Origin of the sequence: Bradyrhizobium sp. HKCCYLS3013 (assembly GCF_051167615.1) — a bacterium.
Classification (GTDB): Bacteria; Pseudomonadota; Alphaproteobacteria; order Rhizobiales; family Xanthobacteraceae; genus Bradyrhizobium.
On the sequence record NZ_JBNPTK010000010.1, the window covers coordinates 119826 to 143779 of the forward strand.

Sequence of the window (23954 nt, forward strand, 5' to 3'; positions counted from 1 at the left end):
CGGTAGCTTTATCTTTACATCGTAAAGATAAAGCTGGCATCGAGGGGAAGGACACGCCATGAATGGACCGTCGAAAGAAACAGTCCAGCGCCGCACTCCGCGCGACAACATCGCGCCGATCCCGTTCGAGGCCGACGCGCCGTTCCTCGCCATCACCGGCGAGCTGCCGCGCGAGCTGAACGGCACGCTCTATCGCAACGGCCCCAACCCGCAATTCTCTTCGCCAGGCTCGCACTGGTTCGTCGGCGACGGCATGCTGCACGCGTTCCATCTGGAGAACGGCCGCGCGTCCTATCGCAACCGCTGGATCCGCACCCCGAAATTCGAGGCCGAGCGCAAGGCCGGCCGCGCCCTGTTCGGCGGCTTCGGCCGCAGGCTGCCGGATGCGCCGGCCGACGTCACCGATGGCGGCGTCGCCAACACCAACGTCATCGCCCATGCCGGACGCCTGCTCGCACTGGAAGAGGCGCATCTGCCGACCGAGATCGAGCCGGGCACGCTCGCCACCCGCGGCTATCACGATTTCGGCGGCCGCCTCCGCGGCGCCTTCACCGCGCATCCGAAGACCGATCCGGTCACCGGCGAATTGCTGTTCTTCGGCTACAACGCCGCCGGACCGCTGACGCCGGCGCTGTCCTACGGCACGGTCGATGCGGCCGGCAGGCTGATGCGCCTCGATCGTTTCGAGGCGCCCTATGCCAGCATGGTGCACGACTTCATCGTCACGGCCAACCACGTGCTGTTTCCAATCCTGCCGCTCACCGGCAGCATCGAGCGCGCAATGTCCGGCAGGCCGCCTTATGCCTGGGAGCCCGACAAGGGCGCCTATGTCGGTGTGATGAAGCGCAGCGGCGACATCAAGGACATCGTCTGGTTTCGCGGTGACGCCTGCTACGTCTTCCACATCATGAACGCCTGGGAGGACGGCAACCGCATCGTCGCCGACGTGATGCGGTTCGAGGAAGCGCCGCTGTTTCCGCATCCCGACGGGCGCCCGACCGATCCGGCCAAGTCGGTCGCGCGGCTGTGCCGCTGGAGCTTCGACCTCGCCGGCAACACCGACCGCTTCTCGCAGAGCTATCTCGACGACCTCACCGGCGAATTCCCCCGCATCGACGACCGCCGCGCCGGTCTCGCCAGCCAACATGGCTGGTACGCCTGCGCCAATCCCGACGGGCCACAGTTCGGCGCGCTGTCCGGGCTCGCCCATGTCGACGGCGCCGGCACGCGCCGGGCGACGCACCTGCTGCCCGCTGGCGACACCCTGTCCGAGCCGGTGTTCGTGCCGCGCAGCCGCGATGCCGCCGAAGGCGACGGCTGGCTGCTCACGGTGGTCTGGCGCGCCGAGAGCAACACGTCCGACCTCGCGGTGTTCAACGCCACCGACATCGGCAATGGGCCGGTGGCACTGGTGCATCTCGGCCATCGCGTGCCCGACGGCTTCCACGGCAATTGGGTCGGGGCTGACGATCCAAGGCATTGAAAAGCCTTGGGTAAATTGCGAAATCACAAGATTTTGACACTGTCAAGATTTGCTTGACCCGACGCCGTACGGACTCTAAGTATCTTGGCAGTGTAAAGATTGGCCGGGCGAACTTATGACGATCTTCCTCATCCTTGCGCCCTACGGCGTCTATGCTGCGCTGATGATGGTGGTCTCGGCCACGCTCAGCCTGGCCGTCGGCGCCGCGCTGTGCCTTGCGGTGGTGGCGCTGGATGTGATCAAGGGCCGGTCGATCAAGATCCTCGGCCTCGGCTCGGCCGTCGTGTTCGCCGCCGTAGCCACCTACCTCCAGCTCATCGATCCCACGCCGAGCGCCTCTATGGTGCGTCTTGCGGTCGACTGCGGCATTTTCGCGCTGTCGCTGGGCTCGATGCTGCTGCGCATGCCGTTCACGCTGCAATATGCGCTCGAGGCCGTCCCTCCGGAAACCGCGGCGATTCCGGGCTTCCTGCGCGCCAATTACGTCATCACCGGCGCCTGGACTGTTTCCGCGCTGCTGATGATCGTCGGCAATCTGATGACGCTCTACGTGCCCGGCCTGCCCTATTGGAGCGGCCTCGCCATCGCCTTTGCCGCCCGCAACAGTGCACTTTATTTCACGCGCTGGTATCCTGACTACCGCCGAACAAAGGACGTGGCAGCGCAGACTGCCGCCGCAATGTCCGGCCAAGATTCGTGACCGGGGTCTGCTGCAGGAGACGTGCGTGAAAGTCGTGTTTGCCAAGCTGATTGCCGACTTCCTGTCGGCCGCAGTGTTCTTCCTCCTTTACATCGCGACCGACGACGTGGTGCTGGCGACCGCCGTCGCGGTGGCCGTCGCCGTGGTGCAGGTGGTCTGGGCGCGCATCAAGGGCGTGCACCTCAGCTTCATGGCCTATGCCAGCGTCGGCCTCGTGATCGTGCTCGGCGGGGTGACGCTCCTGACCAACGATCCCCGCTTCATGTTCGCCAAGCCCGCGATCGGGCATTTCGCCATCGGGCTGATCATGCTGAAGCGCGGCTGGATGCTGCGCTACGTGCCGCCGATCGTGTCGGAGACCATCCCGGAATACGTCACCATCGCCGGCTATGCCTGGGCGGCGCTGATGTTCGCGCTCGGCCTCGGCACCATCGCGGTCGCCATGACCGGCGACATCAAGCTGTGGGTGCTCTACATCACCGTGGTTGCGGGCGGCGCCAAGGTCGCGGCCTTCGCGCTGCAGTTCATCGCCTTCCGCTTCGTGGTCGCCAACCGCCTCAGGGCGGCCCGGGCCTGACCGCTGCATCCGATCGCCGCAATGGGCTTACGCGCAAAGATGCGCTATAGGGGCGGCCGAACGCATCCTCGAGGCCGCCGCCTCGAGGTCCGCAAAGCGCAACGCCAGGAGAACGATCGATGGCTGTGGACGGCAACTGGAATCTGACCTTGAACACGCCGATGGGCGAGCGCAGCGCGACCCTGAGCGTGAAGAGCTCGGGCGCGACGCTGACCGGCACCCAGGCCGCCGAGGGCGATTCCGCCGAGATCTTCGATGGCACCGTCAACGGCGATGACGTCGCCTGGAAGGTCTCCATCACCAGCCCGATGCCGCTGACGCTCGACTTCAAGGGCAAGGTCGCCGGCGACACCATCTCGGGTGAGATGGGCATCGGCTTCATGGGCAGCTTCCCGTTCACCGGCGCGCGGGGCTGAACGCTATTCTTTTGCGTGGATGCGTCGCATCGATACTCTCCGCGGTCGTCCCCGCGAAAGCGGGGACCCCCCAGGGAGTGGTTCGAGGCACGCTGGCAATTGGCTTTTCGCCCGTCACGACGGCTGCGGCGTATGGGTCCCGGGTCGGCGCCACGATCGCGCTGTCGCACGCCCATGGCTTGCCGGGACGACACCGATTTTTAATCGCAGCAGTCCCGCTTCACATCTCAAACAGCCCGGACAAGCGGACGCAGCCTCGCGGCTGATAACGCCCGAGTGATGCATCGGCATGGCCCTCGAAGATGCAGAGGGCGCAGGGAAGGCCAGGCGTCGGCTGACGCCTGCGGCCCGCCTGCGAGAAAAATGCAGGCGGCAGGTACCACAGGTGCAGCCGAGAACGCCCGGCCTTCCCTGCGCGATGGTCTTCACGCTTATACGCGATCTCCCCGGTGTCCGGCTTGTTAGCCACCGTCGCCCGAAGGATCATCACCTCCGGACTTGACGCCAGCGTCGGGGCGCCAGGACCTCGCGACTTCACGTCCGCCAATCGCCGTTCGTCCGCGCGGGCTTCCCCACGCTGCAGCAATCAGCGGCCATCGCCTCCCCGCCTCGCGTGTCGTGACGATCGCGCGCAACGCCCCTCCGCAGTGAGGCGGGATGGCGCGATGAAAACATAATTTCCGATAAATAGCAAGCAATTTTTATTTTTCAGAATTTGACTCGCGTGCCGTCGCTTGCCGCCGAAATCTGACGAGGACGCGACACGCTCTCCTCCGCCGTTCCGGGGCGTGCGAAGCACGAGCCCGGAATCCATTGTGCGGCATGTCGCGCGGCCAGATGGATTCCGGGCTCGCCGCACTGCGCGCGTCGCCCCGGAATGACGGCGTGTGGGCCGGCCAGTGTGCCCCTGCCCTCGCTAGAACCAGATCTGCATCGCCACCTCATGCCCATCGCGCGGCGGCTCGCCCTCCGGCACGCAGCCGGCACAATCGCGGGCGGCGAGCGCGACCGCGCAGGCGTCGAGCACGTCGTCGGGCTTGGCGCCGGTGCCGCGGCGGGCGCGGGTCAGCCAGTCGTCGATCGCTTCGAAGCCCGCAGCAACTAACAAGTCACGCCGCACCCCGGCGCCCTGCTCCGTCTTCTTTGACGGCAGCGGCGCGCCGTGGAGGCGCAGGAACACCAGTTCGGGATGGACTTCGCGGATGTCGAGCCCGCGATGCGCGCGCACGAACATATCCACCTCCATGATCTTGCGGCCGAGATGCCAGAGCTGGCGGGAGGCGCGTGGCTGTCCACGCCGTGTGGCCTCGGCATTGGCGAGGTCGGGATCGGTGAACTCCTCCCAGAGCCAGCGCCGCGCGCCGGTGAAGACGCGGAACCGATGCGGCGCGAGCTTATCGCGGGCGAGCTGATCGCAGGTGCGTATACCATCGTCGGTCATGCCGATGGGGATGTCGATGGCGGCGCGCACGAACGGAGCCGCCAAGGCGCTTGCGACGTCAGGGCGAAATTCGATCGCCTGCCGGTCCCCGTCGAGAACGACGGTGACCCAGCCGTTGCGATATCCATCAAGCCCGAGAAACATCCCTGTCGATGCCGCAAACGGTCCAGGTCAGGCCGGGCGCCGCGGCACGATCGCGATCGGATTGAAGGTGTAGACCGCCTCACTGTGCTGATTGTAGGCCGTCCATCTGATCCGCACGATGCCCTGCGGCTTGCTCTGCGAGGGCACGAGATCGACGACCTCGCCCTCGATATGAAGCGTGTCGCCCGGCCGCACCGGCTTCAGCCAGCGCAACTCGTCGACGCCGGCGCCGAACAGGGGGTGCCGGCCAAACGGACGCGCCTCCGCCGCCAGTCGCATTGCGATCGCGGCGGTGTGCCATCCGGAGGCGGCCAGTCCCTTCAGGATCGTCTTCTCAGCCGCCTCCTCGTCGAGGTGAAACGGCTGCGGATCGAACTCGGCGGCGAAGCGCTTGATGTCCTCGCGCGACACCGTCGTCTCGCCGCTCTTGAACGTCATCCCGATCTGGAGGTCGTCGAACCATTCGACCATGCAGGTCCTCGTCTCATTGCGCGATCCAAGCCGGTGAAGCTCAGCCGAGATTCAGCTCCTTGAAGAAGTCGTTGCCCTTGTCGTCGATGATGATGAAGGCCGGGAAGTCGACGACCTCGATGCGCCAGATCGCTTCCATGCCGAGCTCGGGATATTCGACGACCTCGACCTTCTTGATGCAGTGCTCGGCGAGGTTCGCCGCGGCGCCGCCGATCGAGCCGAGATAGAAGCCGCCGTGCTTCTTGCAGGCTTCGCGCACGGCCGGCGCGCGGTTGCCCTTGGCGACCATGACCATCGAGCCGCCGGCCGCCTGGAACTGGTCGACGAAGGAATCCATGCGGCCCGCGGTGGTCGGGCCGAACGCGCCGGAGGCGTAGCCGTCCGGGGTCTTGGCGGGACCGGCGTAGTAGACCGGATGGTTCTTGAAGTAGTCCGGCAGCGGCTCGCCGCGATCGAGACGCTCGCGCAGCTTGGCGTGCGCGGCGTCGCGGGCGACGATCATGGTGCCGGTCAGCGACAGCCGGGTCTTGATCGGGTTCTTCGACAGAGTGGCGAGGATGTCCTTCATCGGCTGATTGAGATCGATCTTCACAACCTCGCCGCCAAGCGCCTGCTCGACCTCCGGCAGGTACTGCGCCGGATGATGCTCGAGCTCCTCGAGATAGACGCCGTCCTTGGTGATCTTGCCGAGCACCTGGCGGTCGGCCGAGCAGGATACGCCGAGACCGATCGGCAGCGACGCGCCGTGGCGCGGCATGCGGATGACGCGGACGTCGTGGCAGAAATACTTGCCGCCGAACTGCGCGCCGACGCCGAGCGACTGCGTCATCTTGTGGATTTCCTGCTCCATCTCCAAGTCGCGGAAGGCATTGCCGTCCGGGGAGCCCTGGGTCGGCAGCGCGTCGAGATAGCGCGCAGACGCCAGCTTCACCGTCTTCATGCACAGCTCCGCCGACGTGCCGCCGATGACGATCGCCAAGTGATAAGGCGGGCACGCCGCGGTGCCGAGCGTCAGGATCTTCTCCTTCAGGAACGCCAGCAGCCGATCCTTGGTCAGCACCGAGGGCGTCGCCTGGAACAGGAAGCTCTTGTTGGCCGAGCCGCCGCCCTTGGCCATGAACATGAACTTGTAGGCGTCCTCGCCTTCCGCGTAGATCTCGGTCTGCGCCGGCATGTTGTTGGCGGTGTTCTTCTCCTCATACATCGTGAGCGGCGCGACCTGCGAGTAGCGCAGGTTGCGACGTAGATACGCGTCGCGCGCGCCTTGGCTGAGCGCCGCCTCGTCGTCGCCGTCGGTGATGACGTTGCAGCCCTTCTTGCCCATGATGATCGCGGTGCCGGTATCCTGGCACATCGGCAGCACGCCGCCCGCGGAGATGTTGGCATTCTTCAGGAAGTCGAGCGCGACGAACTTGTCATTCGGGCTGGCCTCCGGATCCTCCAGGATGCTGCGCAGCTGCTTCAGATGGCCGGGGCGCAGGAAGTGGTTGATCTCGCCGAACGCGGCCTCCGACAAGGTCCGCAGCGCCTCCCGCGACACCACCAGCATGTCGCGGCCCAAGACCTTCTCGACCCGCACGCCGTCGGTGGTGATCTTCTTGTAGGGCGTGGTGTCCGGCCCCAGCGGAAACAGCGGCGTGTGCTTGTAGGGCGGGACGGGCTTGGACTGGTCGGGGAAGGCGGTCGGCGCGTTCATGGCGAGCTCGTGGGGTTCTAAAGATGGCCGCCCAAAGCGGTCTTGACAGGTCTGATACGCTACCCGTCGGAAGCCTTGCAAGACATGTCTCCGTACAGCAGCCGAGGAGTAAGATCATGGCGACTTTTGTCCTGATTCCAGGAGGTTGGCACGGCGGCTGGATGTACGCCGCGCTCTCCGCCAGGCTCCGGCAGGCCGGTCATGACGCCTATGCCTTGACCCTGAGCGGATTGGAGGAAACGCCCGCCCGCACCCATGCCGTCAATCTCGAGACCCACATCACCGACGTCGTCGAGCTGCTGACGACCGAAGATCTGTCCGAGGTCATTCTGTGCGCGCACAGCTATGGCGGCATGGTCGCGACCGGCGTCGCCGACCGCGTGCCGGAACGGCTCGCCGCACTGATCTATCTCGATGCCTTCGCACCCGAGAACGGTCAGTCATGGTGGGATCTCGCCGGTGACGCGTATCGCCGGTTCGTGATCGAACGCGCCGGGCATGACGGGCTGACGGCGCTGCCGCGCGAGGGCTCCGACCCGCGCCGCCGGCCGCATCCGCTCGGGACCTTCATCCAGGCCCTGAACCTCCGCAGTCCGGCGCCGCCTACTCTGCGCCGCACCTTCGTCTACGCCAGCGGATGGAGCGCGACGCCGTTCACCGCGCAATATGAGCGGCTGCGCAACGATCCCGCGTGGCGCGTGCAGGCATTTGCGTGCGGGCACGATGTCGTGCAGCACGCCCCCGACGAGACGTTCGACCTGCTGAACGAGACGGCCCGCGAGGTCGCCGCAACATGATGCCGCGAGCAGTGCAGTGTCGCACGACGAGATCGATTGCGATCGGTTGCCGAATTATGTAACCTTAGATTGTTGACATATTCATTTTCTTCCTGGAGGCGTCATGACACGAGGTCTCGTTTCCATCATCGCATTCGTCCTTGCCCTGATCACCCTGCTCCCGAGCTCCGCTGTTGCCGTCGGTCCCGGCCGCGCGTGCGGCGGCTTCGCCGGCATTCGCTGCAATGCCGGTCTCTATTGCGAATTCCCAGCCGGCCAATGCGGCCGGTTCGACATGATGGGCGTCTGCCGCCGAAAGCCGACGCTCTGCCCACGCATCTACATGCCGGTCTGCGGCTGCAACTTCCAGACCTACGGCAACGACTGCGAGCGCCGCGCAGCCGGCGTCTCGCTCGCACATCCGGGCCGCTGCTGGTTCTGAGCAAGCGATCGCGCCGCTGCCGCCGGCATGTGACCGCCGTCCCGTCAACACGCGGCCACACCCGCTGATGATCTTGTGCGGCTGCGGCGCATCGCGCTTGCATGCCCCCCTCGCGCAGGCTTCAATGGCGCGGGGGTATTTGGAATGCAGTCATCGCTTTGCTCATTTGGCCGCTTGGCCGGTTTTGTTTTTCTCGTTGCGTTGAGCAGCGCGCTGCTGCCGCGGGCGGCACGGGCCGATCGTTGCGATGACGTTGCCAAGGAACTGAAGAACGGCATCGACGGCATCAAGATCGGCCAGACCGCGGCCGGCACGGTCTATCTCGCCCATCCCAAGGCACGCGAGATCACGCTCGGCTGCTCATCGAAGAATGTCAGCAACCAATTGTTCGGTAAATCCGAACGAAAACCGACACCGGCCTTCATCGAGCTGATGGCGAGCGCGGCGGCGATCGTGTTCACCTTGCCGAAGGACGACATGCAGCGCGGCGTCACACGCTGTTACCGCCGGCTCGGGATTTTCCGCGGCGACGACGTCGCCAGCCGCTACCGCCGGCTTGACATGCGTTGCGCCCGAACCAAGACCGAGTCCTCGATCACGATCAGCCGCAGCAAGGACCAATAGGCCGGGGGCGAAGCGATAGCCCTGTCGTTTCTGCGCCGGCGGCAGCGACCCGTTCACTATTCGCCGCGCCACCGACAGTTGCAGACAATTCGAACGATCTGCTTGACAAAGTTTTCGTCAGGGATGGCCACGCTTGTCGCAACACCAAGCGAGGAGCTGGACCATGTCCGTTTCGAGCGTTTCGTCGTCATCGCCGCCGCCCTCACCGCCGCCGGTCTCGACCGAGACGACCAAGCCGCAGACCCAAGACGCCCAGGCGCGGAACCAGACGCAGCAGAGCCAGGCCGTGAATCCCGCCAAGACCGGCGACGAGGCGGCCGCGGAGAAGCAGGCCTCGCGTCCGCCGCTGCCGCCCGGCCAGGGCACCCGCGTCGACATTCTCGCCTGACGATCCCACACCCTCAGGCCAACTTCGTATAGCGGCGGCGCCTCAGGCGCCTGCCGCTATACGTGTGAGCGGGGCCCTGGCAGCGCGGCGATCCACGTGGTTTTGGAGCACGCGCGCGGCTCGCTCGGGTGAGGCGTTACAAGTCTACCGACTTCCCGTGCGGCTGCCCCTCACCCCACCCCTCTCCCCGTAAGAACGGGGGAGAGGGAGCGCAGCGCCGACGAGGCGCCAGCGAGGCTCTCAGAGGAGCACGCGAAGCTCGCTTCAGCATGACTGCACGCCCTCAGCCCTCAGGCATCCAGCGCCTTGTAGTGGCGGAAGATGCCGTCTTCGTTGAAGGGGATGCGGCGGTCGCTGGCCAGATAGGCCGAAATGTTCGGCCTGGCGGCGACGCGGTCGTGCAGCGCGACGAGGCCTGGAATGTTGCGCTCGAATGCCGTCATGCGATGGGGAAAGGCGTAGCGCAGGCCGGCGACGATCTGGAACAGCGACAGGTCCACATAGGTGAGCCGACGCCCGGTGACGTAGGCGCCACCGCTTTTCGATAGGAGCTGCTCGAAATAGCCGAGGAATTTCGGCACCCGCTCGCTCCAGAACTCGGCGGTGCGCTTTTTGGCCGGCGCGCGCTGGTCCTCGTAGTACAGCGTCGGCCCCAGCGGATGATGCGTGTCATGGATCTCGACGACGAAGTCGGTCACTGTGAGCTGCAGCTGATGCACCCAAAGTTGGCCGGCTTCGGTCTTCGGTGCGAGGCCATGGCGGCTGCCGAGAAACAGCAGGATGTTGGCGGTCTGGCCGATGACGCGGCGGCCCGCTCTCAGGAACGGCGGCGCGAACGGCGGCGTGTCGCTGTCCGCCGCCATCATCGCCGTCATCGTACCGATGCCGTCCTCGCGCGCGACATCGCGATAGGCGGCGCCCGCCTCCTCCAGCGCGAGACGCACATATTCGCCGCGGCCCTGGATCATGGGCCAGTAGTAGAGCTCGTAACGCATGGGCCATCCTCATTGCCTGTTCATCGCGGCACGCCACTATAACCACGCGCAAAGCAAAAGCGCCGCGGATTGCTCCGCGGCGCCTGATGAGGATCTCAAGCCGGGCTCAGCCGACCTGCTGGATCGCCGACAACTGCCAGTCGGCGCCGGGGTGACGCAGGAAGGTCCAGATCTCCGTGACCTCCTGCGGCTGGTCGGAGCCGTCGACAACGCGGCCCGAGGCGCGCTCGATGGTCTTGTCGACCAGGGTGAAGCGCATCGCGACCGTGGCGTAGTCGGCGCCATTCTCGCGCCAGGCTTCGGCGAGGTCGCCCTGCAGCAGCTTCACGGCGCTGACCTTGTTGACCACGCCGCGGGCCTGGTTCTGCTCGAGATCGCGCTCGAAATACGAGGCCATCTCGGGCGTCGAGAGCAGGCGCAGGCGGCCGACATCCTCGTTCGACCAGGCGGACTGGATCTCGCCGAGCAGCCGCTCGAACGCCTCATAGTCGGCCGGCTGGATCTGCAGCGGCGGCTGATTGGCGCCAGCGCCGAAGCCGCCGAACCCACCCAGACCACCACCGAGACCGCTCAGGCCCGAGCGGAAGCTCTGCTGGCCCTCATTGGGGCCCGGCGACGGGCCGGCCGCATAGGCCGGCTGGTTACGGCGCTGCCACCAGGCCATCGCGAAGCGCACGGCGACCACCACCAGCAGGATCTGCAGGATCAGGCCGATGAACGAGGCGAAGCCGCCGAGGCCGGAGAACAGGCCGCCGCCGAACAGCATGCCGAACAGGCCGGCGCCGAGGAAGCCCGCGGCGAGGCCGCCGAGCAGGCCACCGGCGCGGCCGCCGAACAGGCCGCCACGCGAGGGCGCAGCCGTGTTGAAGCCGCCGGGCTGGCCCGGCTGGGTGATCGTCCTATTGAACTGCGACGCCGATCCCGGCGCGGTCGTGGTCGAAGGCGGCGCGGAGAAGGTGCGCGTGCCGCGGGAGCCCGAGCTGGAGCCGCCGCCGATCCGGGCGTCGGCCGCCGAGACGGCGAGCACCGTCGGCAGCGCCAGTGAAAGGGCCACGGCCATCGCCTTGAGGAGGCCGCTTTTGCGCTGCATGAAGCTCATCTGTGTTTCCCATAATCCCCGGAATGGGGATGCCCGTAAGATGGGCACAACCCACGAAAAAGGAAGGCGGCACGAGGCCGCGCGGCTGCGGCGCTGGGTCGCGGGATGAACGCGCTCGGCCGGCTGGCGAAGGAACTCCGGTAACCTATTGTGGCGCCATGGTTTCCTTGACCGCCGCCACGAGCTGGCTGAGCGTGAAAGGCTTCGGCAGGAACGCAAACTGCTGGTTCTCCGGCAGGCTCTTCTCGAACGCATCCTCGGCATAGCCCGAGACGAAGATGATCTTGATCTCCGGATTGCGCTCGCGCATCGCCTTGAGCAGCGTCGGCCCGTCCATCTCCGGCATCACCACGTCGGACACCACGAGATCGAGGACGCCGTCGCACTCCTCCAGCGCCTCCATCGCCTCGACGCCGTTCGACGCCTCGATGACGCTGTAGCCGCGCGAGCGCAGTCCGCGCGCGTTCAGCGCCCGCAGGCCCTCCTCGTCCTCCACCAGCAGGATCGTCCCCTGCCCGGTCAGGTCGGCGCGCGGCTTCGGCGCATCGGCGGCAGCCGGCTCCTTGGCGGCGCCGTTGACGGCCTGCGGCTCGACCTGGACCTCCGGCACGACGATGTGGCGCGGCAGGAAGATCTGGAACGAGGTCCCCTTGCCGACCTCGCTGTCGACATAGATGAAGCCGCCGGTCTGCTTGATGATGCCGTAGACGGTCGAGAGCCCGAGGCCGGTGCCCTTGCCGACCTCCTTGGTCGAGAAGAACGGCTCGAAGATCTTCTCGCGGATCTCTGCCGGAATGCCGGTGCCGGTATCGCTGATCTCGATGCGGACGTAGTCGGCGACCGGCATGCCCTTGTAGGCGGCCTGCGCGACCTCGTCGGCCGAGACGTTCGCGGTCCGCACCGAGAGCTTGCCGCCATCGGGCATCGCGTCGCGGGCGTTGACCGCGAGGTTCACGACCACCTGCTCGAACTGCGAGACGTCGACCTTGACCGGCCAGAGGTCGCGGCCGTGAACCAGGTCGAGCTTGACCTTCTCGCCGATCAGCCGGCGCAGCAGCATCGTCAGGTCGGACAGTGCATCGCCGAGATCGAGCACCTGCGGCCGCAATGTCTGCCGGCGCGAGAAGGCGAGCAGCTGCCGCACCAAGGTCGCGGCGCGGGTCGCGTTCTGCTTGATCTGCATGATGTCCTGGAACGACGGGTCGGTCGGCTTGTGCGCGTTCAGCAGGAAATCATTGGCCATCATGATGGCCGAGAGCACGTTGTTGAAGTCGTGGGCGATGCCGCCGGCGAGCTGGCCGACCATCTCCATCTTCTGCGACTGGTTGATCTGGTTCTCGAGCGCGCGGCGCTCGGTGGTCTCCAGCATGTAGACGATCGCAGCTTCCGTCTCGCGCTCGTCCTCGTCGACCGCGGTGACGAAGAACTGGCCGAAGCGCTCCTTCGGCCCGTCCAGCATCACCTCGACCGGCGGAATGTCCGCCTGCCCCTCGGCCGCCTGGTTGATCGCGGCGATCAGCAGATGCCGGTCGCGCTGACTGACGGCGCGGAAGATCGACTTCGCCGCCGCCGCATCGCCGCTGACGCTCTGCGCGAGCTTGGCGAAGCGGGCGTTGGCGCGCACCACGGCGCCGCCGCGGTCGACGGTCGCGATCGCCATCGGCGTATGGTCGAAGAAGCGCATGAAGCGCACCTCGGCGGCGCGCTCCGGATCGGAGCGCTCGTCGCGGGCGCGGCTGATGACGAGCGTGCGCGAGGCGCCTGGCTTGCCGTCGGCGCCGAAGGCGAGCTTATGGTAGAGCCGCGCCGGCATGGTCTTGCCACCGCGCATCTTCAGGTCGATGTCGAACACCTCGGTGCGGACCTCGCCGGGCACCGCGACGATCGAGCTGAGCAGCGAGGCACCGTCGCCCGAGACGACGTCGGCGAGCTTCAGCCCGCCCGAGCCGATCTCGGCGAGATCATAATCGAGCCAGTTGGCGAGCGTGGCGTTGACGTAGACGAGGCTGCCTTCCGGATTGACCGAGAAGAAGCCGCACGGCGCATGGTCGAGATATTCGATCGCGTGCTGCAGCTCCTGGAACACGTCCTCCTGGCGCTCGCGATCCCGGGTGATGTCGGCGATCGACCACACCGCGTAGCGGGCATGGCGCTTGGTCTGGCCGAGCGGGCGCACGCGCATCCGCAGCCAGCGCCCCTGGGCGCCTTCGGCCGCGGTGATGCGGACCTCCTCCTGCTGCCGCTTGCCCTCGCGCGCCGCCTTGAGCAGGCGGAACACCGCTTCGGAGACATCGGGATTGCCGATGAAGACACGCTCGACGGGACGCGCCTCCTGCGCGGTCGCTGCTCCCGTCATGTTGAGATAGGCGGCGTTGGCGTAGACGACATGGCCGCGCGGATCGGTCACCGCGAGGCCATCGAAGGCATGATCGGCGATCGCGCCCAACACCGGATCGTCGGTCGACTTGTCGGCGAAGCGGACGATGCCGGCGGCGAACGCGAACAGATTGAACAGGCCGACGGTGGCGAGCAGCGACAGCAGGCCGAGAATGTAGGGCTGCGCCTGGGCGCGGCCGATCGTCATCAGCGCGATCGCAACCGCGACGAGGCCGAACGCCACCAGAAGGATCAGCAGAATGCTGCCGCTGCGGCGCGGCCGCTCCGGCAGGCCCGCCTGATCCTGTAACCCATCATTGTCGGAATCGGCGCTCATGGCTCGGGGACGCGACCTGTCGGCTGGGAGCCCCAGCCCGTTCGCGCGGCTCCCCCTTCCACCTGCCTGAATCGACGGGTCAAGCGCAAGCCCGTCAAGCCGATATTCCATGATTTATCCGTATTTTGCGGTCCGTCCGGGGACCTGCTCGGTTGTCATTGCGGGCGCCCCGAGAGGTTGCGCCGCAGCCCCATCACGTAGCCGATGATCTCAGCAACCGCGTGATAATGTTCCACCGGGATCTCCTCGTCGATCTCGACCGTGGCATAGAGCGCGCGCGCCAGCGGCACGTTCTCGACGATCGGGATGTCATGCGCCTTGGCGACCTCCCGGATCTTGAAGGCGATGTTGTCGACGCCCTTGGCGACGCAGACCGGTGCCGACATGCCGCGCTCGTAGGACAGCGCGACCGAGTAGTGCGTCGGGTTGGTGATGATCACGGACGCCTTGGGAACCGCGGCCATCATGCGCTTCTTCATGCGCTGCTGGCGGATCTGCCGGATGCGTCCCTTGACGTGCGGGTCGCCTTCCGACTGCTTGAACTCCTCCTTCATCTCCTGCACCGACATCTTCTGGCGCTCGTACCATTGCCGGTACTGGAACAGGTAGTCGCCGATCGCGACCAGGGCGAGCAGCGCGACCATCGAGCCCATCAGATGCGTCGTCAGCGAGATCGTGACGCCGAGCAGCTCGCCGACGTCCATATGCAGCAGCGATTCCAGGCGCAGCCGCTCCGGCCACAGGATCATGACCATGACCGTGCCGAGCAGCACGAGCTTGAAGAGACCCTTGGCGAAATTGGCCGCGGCCTGCTTGCCGAACAGGCGCTTGGCGCCGGCCAGCGGAGAGATCTTGCTCAGGCTCGGCTTCATCGGCTCGCCCGACCAGACCAGGCGATGCTGCATCATGTTGCCGGCGATCGCCGCCAGCATCACCATCAGGATCGGCACGCCGATCGCCGCGATCACGGCGAACGACAGGCCGCGCGCCAGCGACAGCAGGCCGGCGCCGTCGGTCTGGATCATCCAGGAATTGGCGATCAGGTTGCGCATCGGCACCAGCACCGCGGTGCCGATCGAGCCCGAGAAGGTCGACATCACCAGGGTCGCGGAGGCGATCACGAACCAGGTGTTGAGCTCCTGGCTCTTGACGACGTCGCCGCGTTCGAGCGCCTGATCGAGCCGTTTTTGCGTCGGGTCTTCTGTTTTGTCTTCGGAATCGGCTTCATCGGCCATCGGTCAGGCCCCTCACCGCGGCATCATCTCGTGCATGACGCCTTCGAAATAGCCGAGAAACGTTCCCATCATCGCGGTCAGGACCAGCGCGAAGATCAGGAAGCCGATCAGGATCGAGAGCGGCGCGCCGACGAAATAGACCTGCATCTGCGGCATCAGCCGCGCCAAGACGCCGAGCCCGATGTTGAAGACCAGACCGAACACCAGGAACGGCGCCGACAATTGCAGGCCGATCTTGAAGGCCGCGGCAAACGCCTTGGTCGCCAGCGAGGCGACGTCGCCGCTCGGGATCAATTCGCCGGGCGCGAAGATCTTGTAGCTGTCGCTGAGCGCGGCGATCACCAGGTGATGGCTGTCGGTCGAGAACAGCAGGGTCACGCCGAGCATGGTGAGGAAGTTGCCGATCAGGACGCCCTGCTGTCCCTGCGTCGGATCCACCGCGGTGACGAAGCCGAGCCCCATCTGCTGCGCGATCACGGAGCCCGCGACCTGCAGCGCCGACAGCGTCACCCGCGCCGTCGCGCCGAGCACGATGCCAATCACGATCTCGTGCACCATCATCACCAGCAGCGGCGACAACGCCTGCAAATCGACCTGATAGGCCTGACGGTGCAGCGGCAGCACGATCATCGTGAGCAGCAGCGCGGTCGCGAGCTTGATGCGGACGGGGATGTTGACCTCGCCGAGGCCCGGCAACAGCATCACCATCGCGCCCACGCGCGCGAAGGCCAGCATGAACACGGCGGCCAGCGCCGGAAGGAAGGAAATATCGATGCGCATCGTCCGCCGTCACGGCCCTTTCGACCGCATGCTGGTGCGGCACGGCGGTCTTTGAAGAGACAACCTGCGAATAGACAGCCTCAGACGAGTCAGCCTGCGAAGAGCTCGCCCGAAAGGCTGCCCGCGCACGGCCGAAAGCAGCAGCGCCCCCCGCACTGCTCCTTACGACCGCTCGCAGCGCCCTCACGCAGGCCTGCCCTGCCGCCCCGGACATTGCCTCATCCGCCGATGATTCGCGACGAGATCCGCATCATGTGCGAATGCAGCGCATCGGCCATGAACGGCAGCGCCAGCAGCAGCGTCACGAAGATCGCGATGATCTTCGGCACGAACACCAGCGTCTGCTCCTGGATCTGCGTGAGCGCCTGGAACAGCGAGACGACCACGCCGACCACGAGGCCGACCACCATCAGCGGCGACGACACCAGCACGATGGTCCAGATCGCATCGCGCGCCACATCGAGCGTTTCAGCTCCCGTCATGTCCTGTCGTTCCTCACTGTCGATCGGCTCCGGTCCGGCCCCCGCCTCAGCGCGCATCGCGCGCAGTCGCGGCAGACGGCAAATCCCCTGGGCGCATCAGGCACGTGGCGGCCTGAAGCGTTACGAGCTGCGCCTAGATCGTCATCTTCATCACGTCTTCATAGGCCTGGATCACACGGTCGCGCACCGACACCAGCGTCGACACCGCGACGTCGGTTTCGGCGACCGCCGTGACGACATCCATGACGTTTGCCTTGCCCGCGGCCATCGCGACCGCCTGACTGTCGGACTTGCGTCCGGCCTCCATCACGCTGCCGATCGCGTCCTTCAGCACCGCGCTGAATGACGGACCACCCTTGTCGGCGCCGTTGCCGCTACCGAGCACGTCGCGCACGCGCCCAAGGCTGCCGAAGGCACCGCTCGAGCCGCCGGCGTCGAGCACGCGGGCGGAATTCGCATAGGCATTCGCTGCGGAGATTGGGGAGGCCATGACTTTCGTTCCTGTCCTAGGTCTTCAGAATGTCGAGTGTGCGCTGGATCATGCGGCGCGTGGCGCCGATGATGTTCAAATTCGCCTCGTAGGACCGCTGTGCATCACGCATGTCGGTCATCTCGATGAGCGGATTGACGTTGGGGTACTTGACATTGCCGGACGCGTCCGCGGCCGGGTTACTGGGGTCGTATTTGACGCGGAACGACGATTGATCGGGCACCACCTTGCCGAGCGCCACCACCTTGGCATCGAGCGCACGGTCGAGCGCCGAGGTGAATGTCGGGACCTTGCGGCGATACGGATCGCCACCCGCCTTGGCGGCGGTCGAATCGGCATTGGCGATGTTCTCGGAAATGACGCGCATACGTCCCGCCTGCGCACGCAGGCCGGAGGTCGCGATGCTCATCGAGCGCAGGAAATCGCTGGAGTCGTTTGCCATGCTTGTCGGTCTCCGTCCTTAAACCCGAGCTCAGCCCTTGCCGATCGCCGTCTTCAACAGATGCAGGCTCTTGCCGTACAGCGAGGTCGCCGCGGCGTAGTCCATCTGGTTGGCGGAGACCTTCAGCATCTCCTCTTCGAGGCTCACCGCGTTGCCGGCGGGCCTCGTCTGAAATCCGACCTTGCGGTTCTGGTCGAAGCTCGCGCTCTCGCCCGACGACGGTGCGATGTGCGCGGTGCTGGTCCGGGTCAGCGACAGCGGCGCAAAGCCGCCGACCGCCTGGCCGGTTGAATCGAACTTCGGCTCAACCAGATCCTTCGGCTTGAAGTTGGGCGTATCCGAATTGGACACGTTCTCGGACAGCACGCGCTGGCGCTCCTGATGCCATTGCATCTTGGTCCGCAACGCCGACAACACGGGGATATCGTTGATGGACATGGCGCTGCTCGGTTGTGTCCGACTACCGGACGGTTTGGGTAGGTAGAAATTGCCGTGCATATGGTTAACAGGGAGTTAAGAAACGGTGCGGCGACCCCCGGGATGATCCCGGTGTTTTGACGATTTCTTAGGAAAGTGCCGGGCTCCCGGCCGACCGATGCATCATTCCGGGACGGCACGGCTCGCCAAGAAGTCGTTTTGGCCCGGCCGATTCATGGGTTATTAAGAGGCCGAGCGGCAGTTCCTGCCGTCATGCGTTAACAGGTTGGTTCCGGTTCTGAAGCTCCGTTCGCTGCCGGCGATGCGTTGGACAGACGAGAGACTTCGAAAGGACGCGGTATTTGCCGGGGACAGAGATGCAGGCACTGACGTTCTTTTTTGCATTCGTAGCGGTGCTGGCGCTGATCGGCCTCGCCGCGTGGCTGGTTCGTCGATTCGCGGGGAATCGTCTCGGCACCAATCCGAATCGCGGCCGCATGCCCCGGCTCGCCGTGATCGATGCCGCCGCCGTCGATGGCCGCCGCCGTCTCGTGCTCGTGCGCCGTGACAACATAGAGCATCTTCTGATGATCGGCGGGCCCACCGACATCGTGGTCGAGTCCAATATCGTGCGCGCCATGCCGGCGCGCGAGCAATTGCCGCAGCGGCCGGGCATCAATGCCGAGCCGCCGGCGGCGCGCATCGCGCCACTGCCGGATGCGCCGTCCTGGGCCGACAACGAGCCGAAGACCGAGGCCGCCGAGCCTGCCGAGCTGCAGATGCCGGAGCCGCCGCAGCGCCCGATGCGGCCGTCGTTCATCGATGAGGTTCGCCGCACGGCGCCGGCTGCCGCAGAGCGGCGTGAGCCGGCACCGGCATTCCCGCCGGAACCACCGCTCCCTCCGCGCCGTCCCGATCCCCGCCAGGACCTCCGGGCGGACGTCCGTGGAGAACCGCGCGGCGGAGACGAAGCCCGCCTGGAGCCCCGCCCTGAGCGGGTGATCCGCGGCGAGCCGGGAATGCCACGCCCGCTGCGCCCCGCCGAGCCGCAACGCCAGGCCGAGGCGCCGCGAGCTTCCGAGGGGCCCCGGCTGCCGCCGGTGCGGAATGCTGAGCGCGCAGCCGAGCGCGTCGAACGCGTGGCGGCGCCGCCGCTGCCGCCGGTGGCCCAGATGCCGCCGCCACCGCCCCCGGCTGCCCCGCCGCCCGCAGCGGCCGATTCGAGCGCCGAAGCCAATCTGGCCGAGATGGCGCAACGGCTCGAGGCCGCGCTGCGGCGTCCATCAGCCGATCCGTCGGCTGCTCCGGCCTCGGGTCCCCCGGCGCTCCGGGCGGCCGCGCGCAACGAGCCGGCTCCGGCGCAAGCCGCGCCGGTCAAGACCAGCTTCGAGAACCTGGAGGACGAGATGGCCTCGCTGCTCGGACGTCCGAAGTCGTCGCAGTGAGATCGCTGCTTCCCTCGCGTAGAGTTGTCTTCATCGCTGTCCTGACTGCCGCCGGTTTACTGGCGGGACCTGCTGCTGCGCAGGACATCAGCATCAATCTCGGCGGCGGTGGCGGCGGCGGCGTCACTGAACGCGCGGTCCAACTGATCGCGCTGCTCACGGTGCTGTCGATCGCGCCGTCGATCCTGATCATGATGACGTCGTTCACGCGCATCGTGGTCGTGCTGTCGCTGCTGCGCACGGCGATGGGCACAGCGACCGCGCCGCCCAACTCGGTCATCATCGCGCTCGCGATGTTCCTCACGGCGTTCGTGATGGGCCCGGTGCTGCAAAAATCCTATGATGACGGCATCCGGCCGCTGGTCGAGAACCAGATCGGCGTCGAGGACGCGCTGCAGCGCGCCTCGGTGCCGCTGCGCGGCTTCATGCAGAAGAACGTGCGAGAGAAGGACCTGAAGCTGTTCATGGACCTCTCCGGCGAGCCGCCGCCGGCGACGCCCGACGAGCTGTCGCTGCGCATCCTGGTGCCGGCCTTCATGATCTCCGAGCTGAAGCGCGCCTTCGAGATCGGCTTCCTGCTGTTCCTGCCGTTCCTGATCATCGACCTCGTGGTCGCCTCGGTCTTGATGTCGATGGGCATGATGATGCTGCCGCCAGTCGTGGTGTCGCTGCCGTTCAAGCTGATCTTCTTCGTGCTGGTCGACGGCTGGTCGCTGGTGGCAGGCAGCCTGGTGCAGAGCTATGGCGGGTAAGAAGAACCATGGCGCCCGATCCGGGCCTCGCCCTTCGAGACGCCCGCCTATGGCGGGCCCTCAGGGTGAGGGGAAGTAGCTTTCCCTGGCCGGCTTGGTCATCTGATTGGAATCTCCCGCTCTGCGCTGAGATCAACGGCCGGCGATCGCCTGCTTGACACCCTGGATGCGCGGCAGGGCGCCGGTCGCCTCCGACGGGGCCTTCGCAGCATCCTTGCCGCCGTCCGGTCCTTTGCCGGTGGCATCCGGGAAGCGCGCCCGCATGTCGCGCAGGAAGCCGTCGAGCGTGTCGACGCTCGCCGCCATCTTCGCGATCTGGGCGAATTCGGCGCTGGAGCCGCTCGCCGGCTTGCTGGCGACGTCGAACGCGATCTTGTCCGCCTCGCCGGTCATCAGCGGCGCATATTTCTCGCGGAAGCGGGCGAGGCCGATGGCGTCGTCGGCGAGCGCATAGCCGACCACGGCCCGCAGGATGTCGCCGCGCTCGGCCGGATTGAGCGGACGGAAATCGCGCCAGCGATCGCCGTAGTAGAGCTCGATCTGCTCGGACGCCTCGCGCCAGCGCCGCGACGCCCAGTAGATGTCGGAGCGCAGCCGGATCGCCTCGCGGCCGCCGATGTTGCTGATGATGTCCAGCCCGAGGTCGTAACGACCGATGTCGCTGTTGGCGCGCGCCTCCAAGAGCAGCCGCTGCTGGCGCAGCTCGCCCGCGAGATCGGCGATGCGGGTGGTGCGCAGCGCCTCGATGGCACGGTCCGGCTTGCGGTTGGTGAGGTAGACCATGGCGAGACGCGCGGCGACCTGGGCGCGCGCCGCACCTTCGAGGCGATGGTCGACCTGGTATTGCAGAAGCTCGGCGGCCTGGTCGAGCAGGTCGATGCCGACCAGGCGGTCGGCGAGCTTGCGGATCATCTCGTCGCCGCGGCGGCCGATCGGAGTCAGCTCGCGAAACCCGTAGAAGATGCTGAGCGCATCGACCGGCGGAAGCTCGTCGGCCTTGCCGCTCAGGAACAGCTGCGAGAACAGGCGGGAGGCTGCATCCTGGGCCTGCCGCGCCAAGTCGGAGTTGGGCATCAGGCGGGTGGCCTGGCGCGCGGCCTCGAGCGAGTCCGCGTAGCGCCCGGCCTCCTCATAGAGCTGCGCCATCATCTGCAACGTCTGCACCTCGATCGCATCGCCGCGCCAGATCGCCTGCAAGGTCTCCAGCTCCTTCAGCGCGTCGGACGGCTTGATCTCGCCGCGCTTCTGCAGGAGCTTGATCTCCAGCAGCTTGGCCTCGGCGGCTGCCGGGCGGTCGTCGGAGTTCACGGCGAAGCGATAGTCGTCGAGCGCGTCCTTCTCCTGCGCCATCGCCTCGGCGAGCCGGCCGCGCAGCACGGCGATGTCGGGCTTCATGTCCGCGGGCACGCCGATCACGTCGATCTCGGCGCGCCGCTTGGCGGCACCGGCGAAATCCTTGATCTCGAGCGCCGACTTCATCGCATCCGCGATCACGATGCGCTGCAGGTCGAGCGGCAGCGAGGCGATGGCGAACTCGACGTTCTTCAGCTTCTCGCGCGCGTCCGCAAACTTGCCCTGCCGGGCGAAAGCGAGGCCCTTCCACATCTGGGAGTCGAAATTGTTGCCGATCGACGGCGTGGCGAGATCCTTGAGGCCCTGGTCCGGCCGGCCCATCAGGATGCTTGCCACCGCGTGGATCATCAGCATGGCGGTCTCGTCGGTGCGCGGATCGGCGTCGGAGATCATCAGATTGGTGACACCGCGCGCTTCCGGATACATCGCTCGCGCCATGTAGAAGCGCGCCAGCGCCAGCCGCGTCTGCGCCCGCCGCTCCGGCTCGGCGTTGGCCGCGGCCTTGATCAGGAGATCCTCGCGCGGCACGAACGGCTGGGTCTGGTTCTGCTGCCATTCGTCGATGTCGAACATCGGCCTGACAGCGGTCGGCGCCCGTTCCGGCGAAAAGCCGATCGACGACAGCGTCAGCCCGCCCGGCCGGCCCAGGATCACCTTGTCAGGCGCGATCTCGACGGCGAGGTCATCCGAATTCGGACGCACCGCGATGCCGTGGATGGAATCGAGCAGCGACAGATCGACGAAATCCTGGCGCTTGATGAAGCCCCGGATCGGCGGCGGCGCCGTCACGACCAGCAGCGTGTCGCCGGCATCCGGGTCGGTCAGGCGGTGCAGCATGCCGGCTCCGGGATTGGCGAGCGGCACCATCACATTGGCAAGCGCGGGATCGGTGACGTTGCGCATCACCATCAGCGGCTGCTGATTGGCCTGGCCCTTGTCGGCGAACGACAGCGTCCAGCTGCGCCCGCCATCATCGCTGCCGAGCGAATGCATCTGCGGGCGGTTGAGCCGGATCCGGATCGCCTGCCCGTTATCGAGCGGCATCCTGTTGACCTCGCCGATGATGGCGCCGCCCTTGGCGCGGATGGGCTCGACGTCGACGGGCTTGGTCGAATCGAACACCATCCATACCGTATCGCCGCGGCGGAACAGCGCCGCCGGCGTGACCTGGCCGAAGCCGAAGGTGAGCCGCAGGCCCTCGCTGTCGCGCAAGGCCTCCAGGGTGGCGGCTCCATTCGCTGCCTTCTCGGCCGGCTTGGTTTCGGCCGACTTGGCCTCTACAGCCTTGGCATCGGCCGACTTGCTCTCGACGGGCTTGGCGGCTTCGGCTTTGCCGGCCTCCAGCTTCATCGCCTCGGGCTTCGCTGGTTCGGATTTGGCCGCCTCGGATTTGACAGCTTCAGGCGCAGCAGCTTCAGGCTTGGGGAGCTCGGGCGCGGCTTCGGCCTTCGCGGCGGCCGGCGCGGCAGCAGCAGCTGCCGACGGCGCAGGCTCGGCCGCGGGCTCCGTGGCTGGCGCCGCGACCGCAGGCGCCGGCTTGGCCTCCGTCTTCATCTCCTTGGCGATGGTGTCGGAGGTCGGCGGCACGATCTCCGGCTGCGCAGCCTGCTTCGGCTTGTCACCATTGGGCTTGCTGCCGTTGGGTTTCTCGGCCGCGGCCGCCTTGGCGCCCGGCAGCGTGTCCGAGGAGACTGCGGAAACCTTCTTGTCCGGCTGCTGATAGGCGACGTCGATGTTGTAGTTCTTTTCCTCGCGGAAGGCGCGAACGTCCACCTCGCCGATCAGGCCGATCTCGACGACGGTCCTGCTGCCGTCGATGCGCTGGTTGATCGCGGCGACGTTGGGCGGCGAAACGATCTTGGCGTCGGCGAGATCGAAGGACAGCGGCGCGGTGAAGAACAGCGACAGCTTCTGGTCGTTGAGCACCGAGGAGATGCCGACGCCGTCGGGGATCTCGAACACGAAGCGCACGAAGGTCGGCTGCACCAGCGCGCGCACGCGGATCGGCGGCCGCTTCTTCGATTCCGCCTCGGCGCGCTGCAGCCGCAGCGCCTTCTCGGCGGCGCGCGCGCGCTCGGCGAGCTCGCGCACGACCTCGGCCGGCAGCGGCGGCGGCGGGCCGGTCCAGCTGTCGGGCAACAGGTCGATGAAGACGCGCTCGCCCGCGGTCATGGTGTTGACGCGGACCTTGCGCGACAGCGACAGCCGCAGCGCCGAGCCGTCGGGGTCGCCGCGGGCCGACGAGATGTAGTCGGGCGCCGCATCGACCCAGCGGTCGATCGGAACGGTGGCGGGGCGATCGAACCTGATCAGCAGAATCGAGCCGGCGGTGGTGACGTCGGCGCTGACGTCCTCGGCGAATTTCAGCACCAGCCGCGCATAGCCGTCCTGAGCCGACAGGCTCGCCTCGCCCGGCACCGGTGCAGCGCCCGCCGCGACCGTGGACAGCACCAGGCCGATGACGATGGCCGACAGCAGCGCGAGGCCGGCGCGCGCCCGTGCGCGGGCCTTCGACCGCAATCCAATGGGAGTCGTGCGCGCCATGGTCACAAGCTTCCGGTTCGACATCCGCAACTTGACGGATACGCCTGCC

The 23954-nt window shown here is 66.7% G+C and carries 23 protein-coding genes; 10 read left to right on the top strand and 13 right to left on the bottom strand.

The window, feature by feature from the left end:
- Positions 1-58: 58 nt before the first annotated feature.
- From ACQR1F_RS19135 to ACQR1F_RS19150, 4 genes are all read left to right on the top strand, one after another.
- Positions 59-1483 carry a carotenoid oxygenase family protein gene (locus ACQR1F_RS19135; RefSeq protein ID WP_434913647.1) on the top strand — a complete coding sequence of 475 codons (1425 nt, stop codon included), beginning with the start codon at positions 59-61 and terminating at the stop codon, positions 1481-1483.
- A gap of 115 nt (positions 1484-1598) precedes the next feature.
- A complete protein-coding gene (locus ACQR1F_RS19140) occupies positions 1599-2183 on the top strand; it encodes a hypothetical protein (RefSeq protein WP_434913648.1) in 585 nt (194 codons plus the stop codon).
- A gap of 25 nt (positions 2184-2208) precedes the next feature.
- On the top strand, positions 2209-2760 hold the full coding sequence (locus ACQR1F_RS19145) for a septation protein IspZ (protein ID WP_315804277.1): 552 nt from the start codon (positions 2209-2211) through the stop codon (positions 2758-2760).
- Between the two features lie 119 nt (positions 2761-2879).
- Positions 2880-3176: a hypothetical protein gene (locus ACQR1F_RS19150; protein WP_315804278.1), complete on the top strand. Its 297-nt coding sequence runs from the start codon at positions 2880-2882 to the stop codon at positions 3174-3176.
- Positions 3177-4092: 916 nt separating this feature from the next.
- Here the strand turns inward: ACQR1F_RS19150 and ACQR1F_RS19155 are convergent.
- From ACQR1F_RS19155 to ACQR1F_RS19165, 3 genes are read right to left on the bottom strand one after another with little or no spacing between them, the layout of a single operon-like run.
- Positions 4093-4761, bottom strand: coding sequence for a DUF429 domain-containing protein (locus ACQR1F_RS19155; protein WP_434913649.1), 669 nt, complete (start codon positions 4759-4761; stop codon positions 4093-4095).
- Between the two features lie 27 nt (positions 4762-4788).
- Entirely contained in the window at positions 4789-5232 is a 444-nt protein-coding gene (locus tag ACQR1F_RS19160; RefSeq protein ID WP_434913650.1) for a MaoC family dehydratase, read from the bottom strand.
- Positions 5233-5272: 40 nt separating this feature from the next.
- Positions 5273-6928, bottom strand: coding sequence for a fumarate hydratase (locus ACQR1F_RS19165; protein ID WP_434848773.1), 1656 nt, complete (start codon positions 6926-6928; stop codon positions 5273-5275).
- Positions 6929-7044: 116 nt separating this feature from the next.
- Between ACQR1F_RS19165 and ACQR1F_RS19170 the strand changes: the two genes are divergently transcribed.
- The 4 genes from ACQR1F_RS19170 (at position 7045) to ACQR1F_RS19185 (ending at position 9158) form a co-directional block, all read left to right on the top strand.
- The gene (locus ACQR1F_RS19170) at positions 7045-7725 is read left to right on the top strand and encodes an alpha/beta fold hydrolase (RefSeq protein WP_434913651.1); all 681 of its coding nucleotides are present in this window, start codon (positions 7045-7047) and stop codon (positions 7723-7725) included.
- Positions 7726-7828: 103 nt separating this feature from the next.
- Positions 7829-8146 (top strand): Kazal-type serine protease inhibitor family protein, encoded by a 318-nt coding sequence (locus tag ACQR1F_RS19175; protein ID WP_434913652.1) that lies wholly within the window; start codon positions 7829-7831, stop codon positions 8144-8146.
- 144 nt (positions 8147-8290) lie between these two features.
- Positions 8291-8770, top strand: a complete 480-nt coding sequence (locus ACQR1F_RS19180; RefSeq protein WP_316238728.1) for a hypothetical protein — start codon at positions 8291-8293, stop codon at positions 8768-8770.
- A gap of 163 nt (positions 8771-8933) precedes the next feature.
- On the top strand, positions 8934-9158 hold the full coding sequence (locus ACQR1F_RS19185) for a hypothetical protein (protein ID WP_434913653.1): 225 nt from the start codon (positions 8934-8936) through the stop codon (positions 9156-9158).
- Positions 9159-9448: 290 nt separating this feature from the next.
- On the opposite strand, the gene ACQR1F_RS19190 is transcribed toward ACQR1F_RS19185, so the two are convergent.
- The 9 genes from ACQR1F_RS19190 to flgB form a co-directional block, all read right to left on the bottom strand.
- Positions 9449-10153: a glutathione S-transferase gene (locus ACQR1F_RS19190; RefSeq protein ID WP_315804284.1), complete on the bottom strand. Its 705-nt coding sequence runs from the start codon at positions 10151-10153 to the stop codon at positions 9449-9451.
- A 106-nt stretch (positions 10154-10259) separates the two neighbouring features.
- Entirely contained in the window at positions 10260-11243 is a 984-nt protein-coding gene (locus ACQR1F_RS19195; RefSeq protein ID WP_434913685.1) for a Tim44 domain-containing protein, read from the bottom strand.
- Between the two features lie 154 nt (positions 11244-11397).
- Positions 11398-13965 carry a cell cycle histidine kinase CckA gene (cckA, locus tag ACQR1F_RS19200; protein WP_315804285.1) on the bottom strand — a complete coding sequence of 856 codons (2568 nt, stop codon included), beginning with the start codon at positions 13963-13965 and terminating at the stop codon, positions 11398-11400.
- Positions 13966-14120: 155 nt separating this feature from the next.
- On the bottom strand, positions 14121-15200 hold the full coding sequence (flhB, locus tag ACQR1F_RS19205; RefSeq protein ID WP_434913654.1) for a flagellar biosynthesis protein FlhB: 1080 nt from the start codon (positions 15198-15200) through the stop codon (positions 14121-14123).
- A gap of 12 nt (positions 15201-15212) precedes the next feature.
- Positions 15213-15980 (bottom strand): flagellar biosynthetic protein FliR, encoded by a 768-nt coding sequence (gene fliR / locus ACQR1F_RS19210; RefSeq protein WP_315716025.1) that lies wholly within the window; start codon positions 15978-15980, stop codon positions 15213-15215.
- 218 nt (positions 15981-16198) lie between these two features.
- Entirely contained in the window at positions 16199-16462 is a 264-nt protein-coding gene (gene fliQ, locus ACQR1F_RS19215) for a flagellar biosynthesis protein FliQ (protein ID WP_008965881.1), read from the bottom strand.
- Between the two features lie 133 nt (positions 16463-16595).
- Complete coding sequence (fliE, locus tag ACQR1F_RS19220; RefSeq protein WP_315738761.1) at positions 16596-16952, bottom strand: flagellar hook-basal body complex protein FliE; 357 nt, start codon at positions 16950-16952, stop codon at positions 16596-16598.
- Positions 16953-16968: 16 nt separating this feature from the next.
- Entirely contained in the window at positions 16969-17394 is a 426-nt protein-coding gene (gene flgC / locus ACQR1F_RS19225; protein WP_315716023.1) for a flagellar basal body rod protein FlgC, read from the bottom strand.
- Positions 17395-17424: 30 nt separating this feature from the next.
- Positions 17425-17832, bottom strand: a complete 408-nt coding sequence (gene flgB / locus ACQR1F_RS19230) for a flagellar basal body rod protein FlgB (protein WP_315804287.1) — start codon at positions 17830-17832, stop codon at positions 17425-17427.
- 356 nt (positions 17833-18188) lie between these two features.
- Between flgB and ACQR1F_RS19235 the strand changes: the two genes are divergently transcribed.
- Both ACQR1F_RS19235 and fliP read left to right on the top strand, forming a co-directional pair.
- Positions 18189-19256 carry a flagellar biosynthetic protein FliO gene (locus ACQR1F_RS19235; RefSeq protein WP_315804288.1) on the top strand — a complete coding sequence of 356 codons (1068 nt, stop codon included), beginning with the start codon at positions 18189-18191 and terminating at the stop codon, positions 19254-19256.
- Positions 19253-20008: a flagellar type III secretion system pore protein FliP gene (fliP, locus tag ACQR1F_RS19240; RefSeq protein ID WP_434872498.1), complete on the top strand. Its 756-nt coding sequence runs from the start codon at positions 19253-19255 to the stop codon at positions 20006-20008. The genes ACQR1F_RS19235 and fliP overlap by 4 nt, the downstream gene beginning before the upstream one ends.
- A 132-nt stretch (positions 20009-20140) precedes the next feature.
- Here the strand turns inward: fliP and ACQR1F_RS19245 are convergent, their stop codons facing one another.
- On the bottom strand, positions 20141-23905 hold the full coding sequence (locus ACQR1F_RS19245; protein ID WP_434913655.1) for a tetratricopeptide repeat protein: 3765 nt from the start codon (positions 23903-23905) through the stop codon (positions 20141-20143).
- Positions 23906-23954 lie beyond the last annotated feature (49 nt).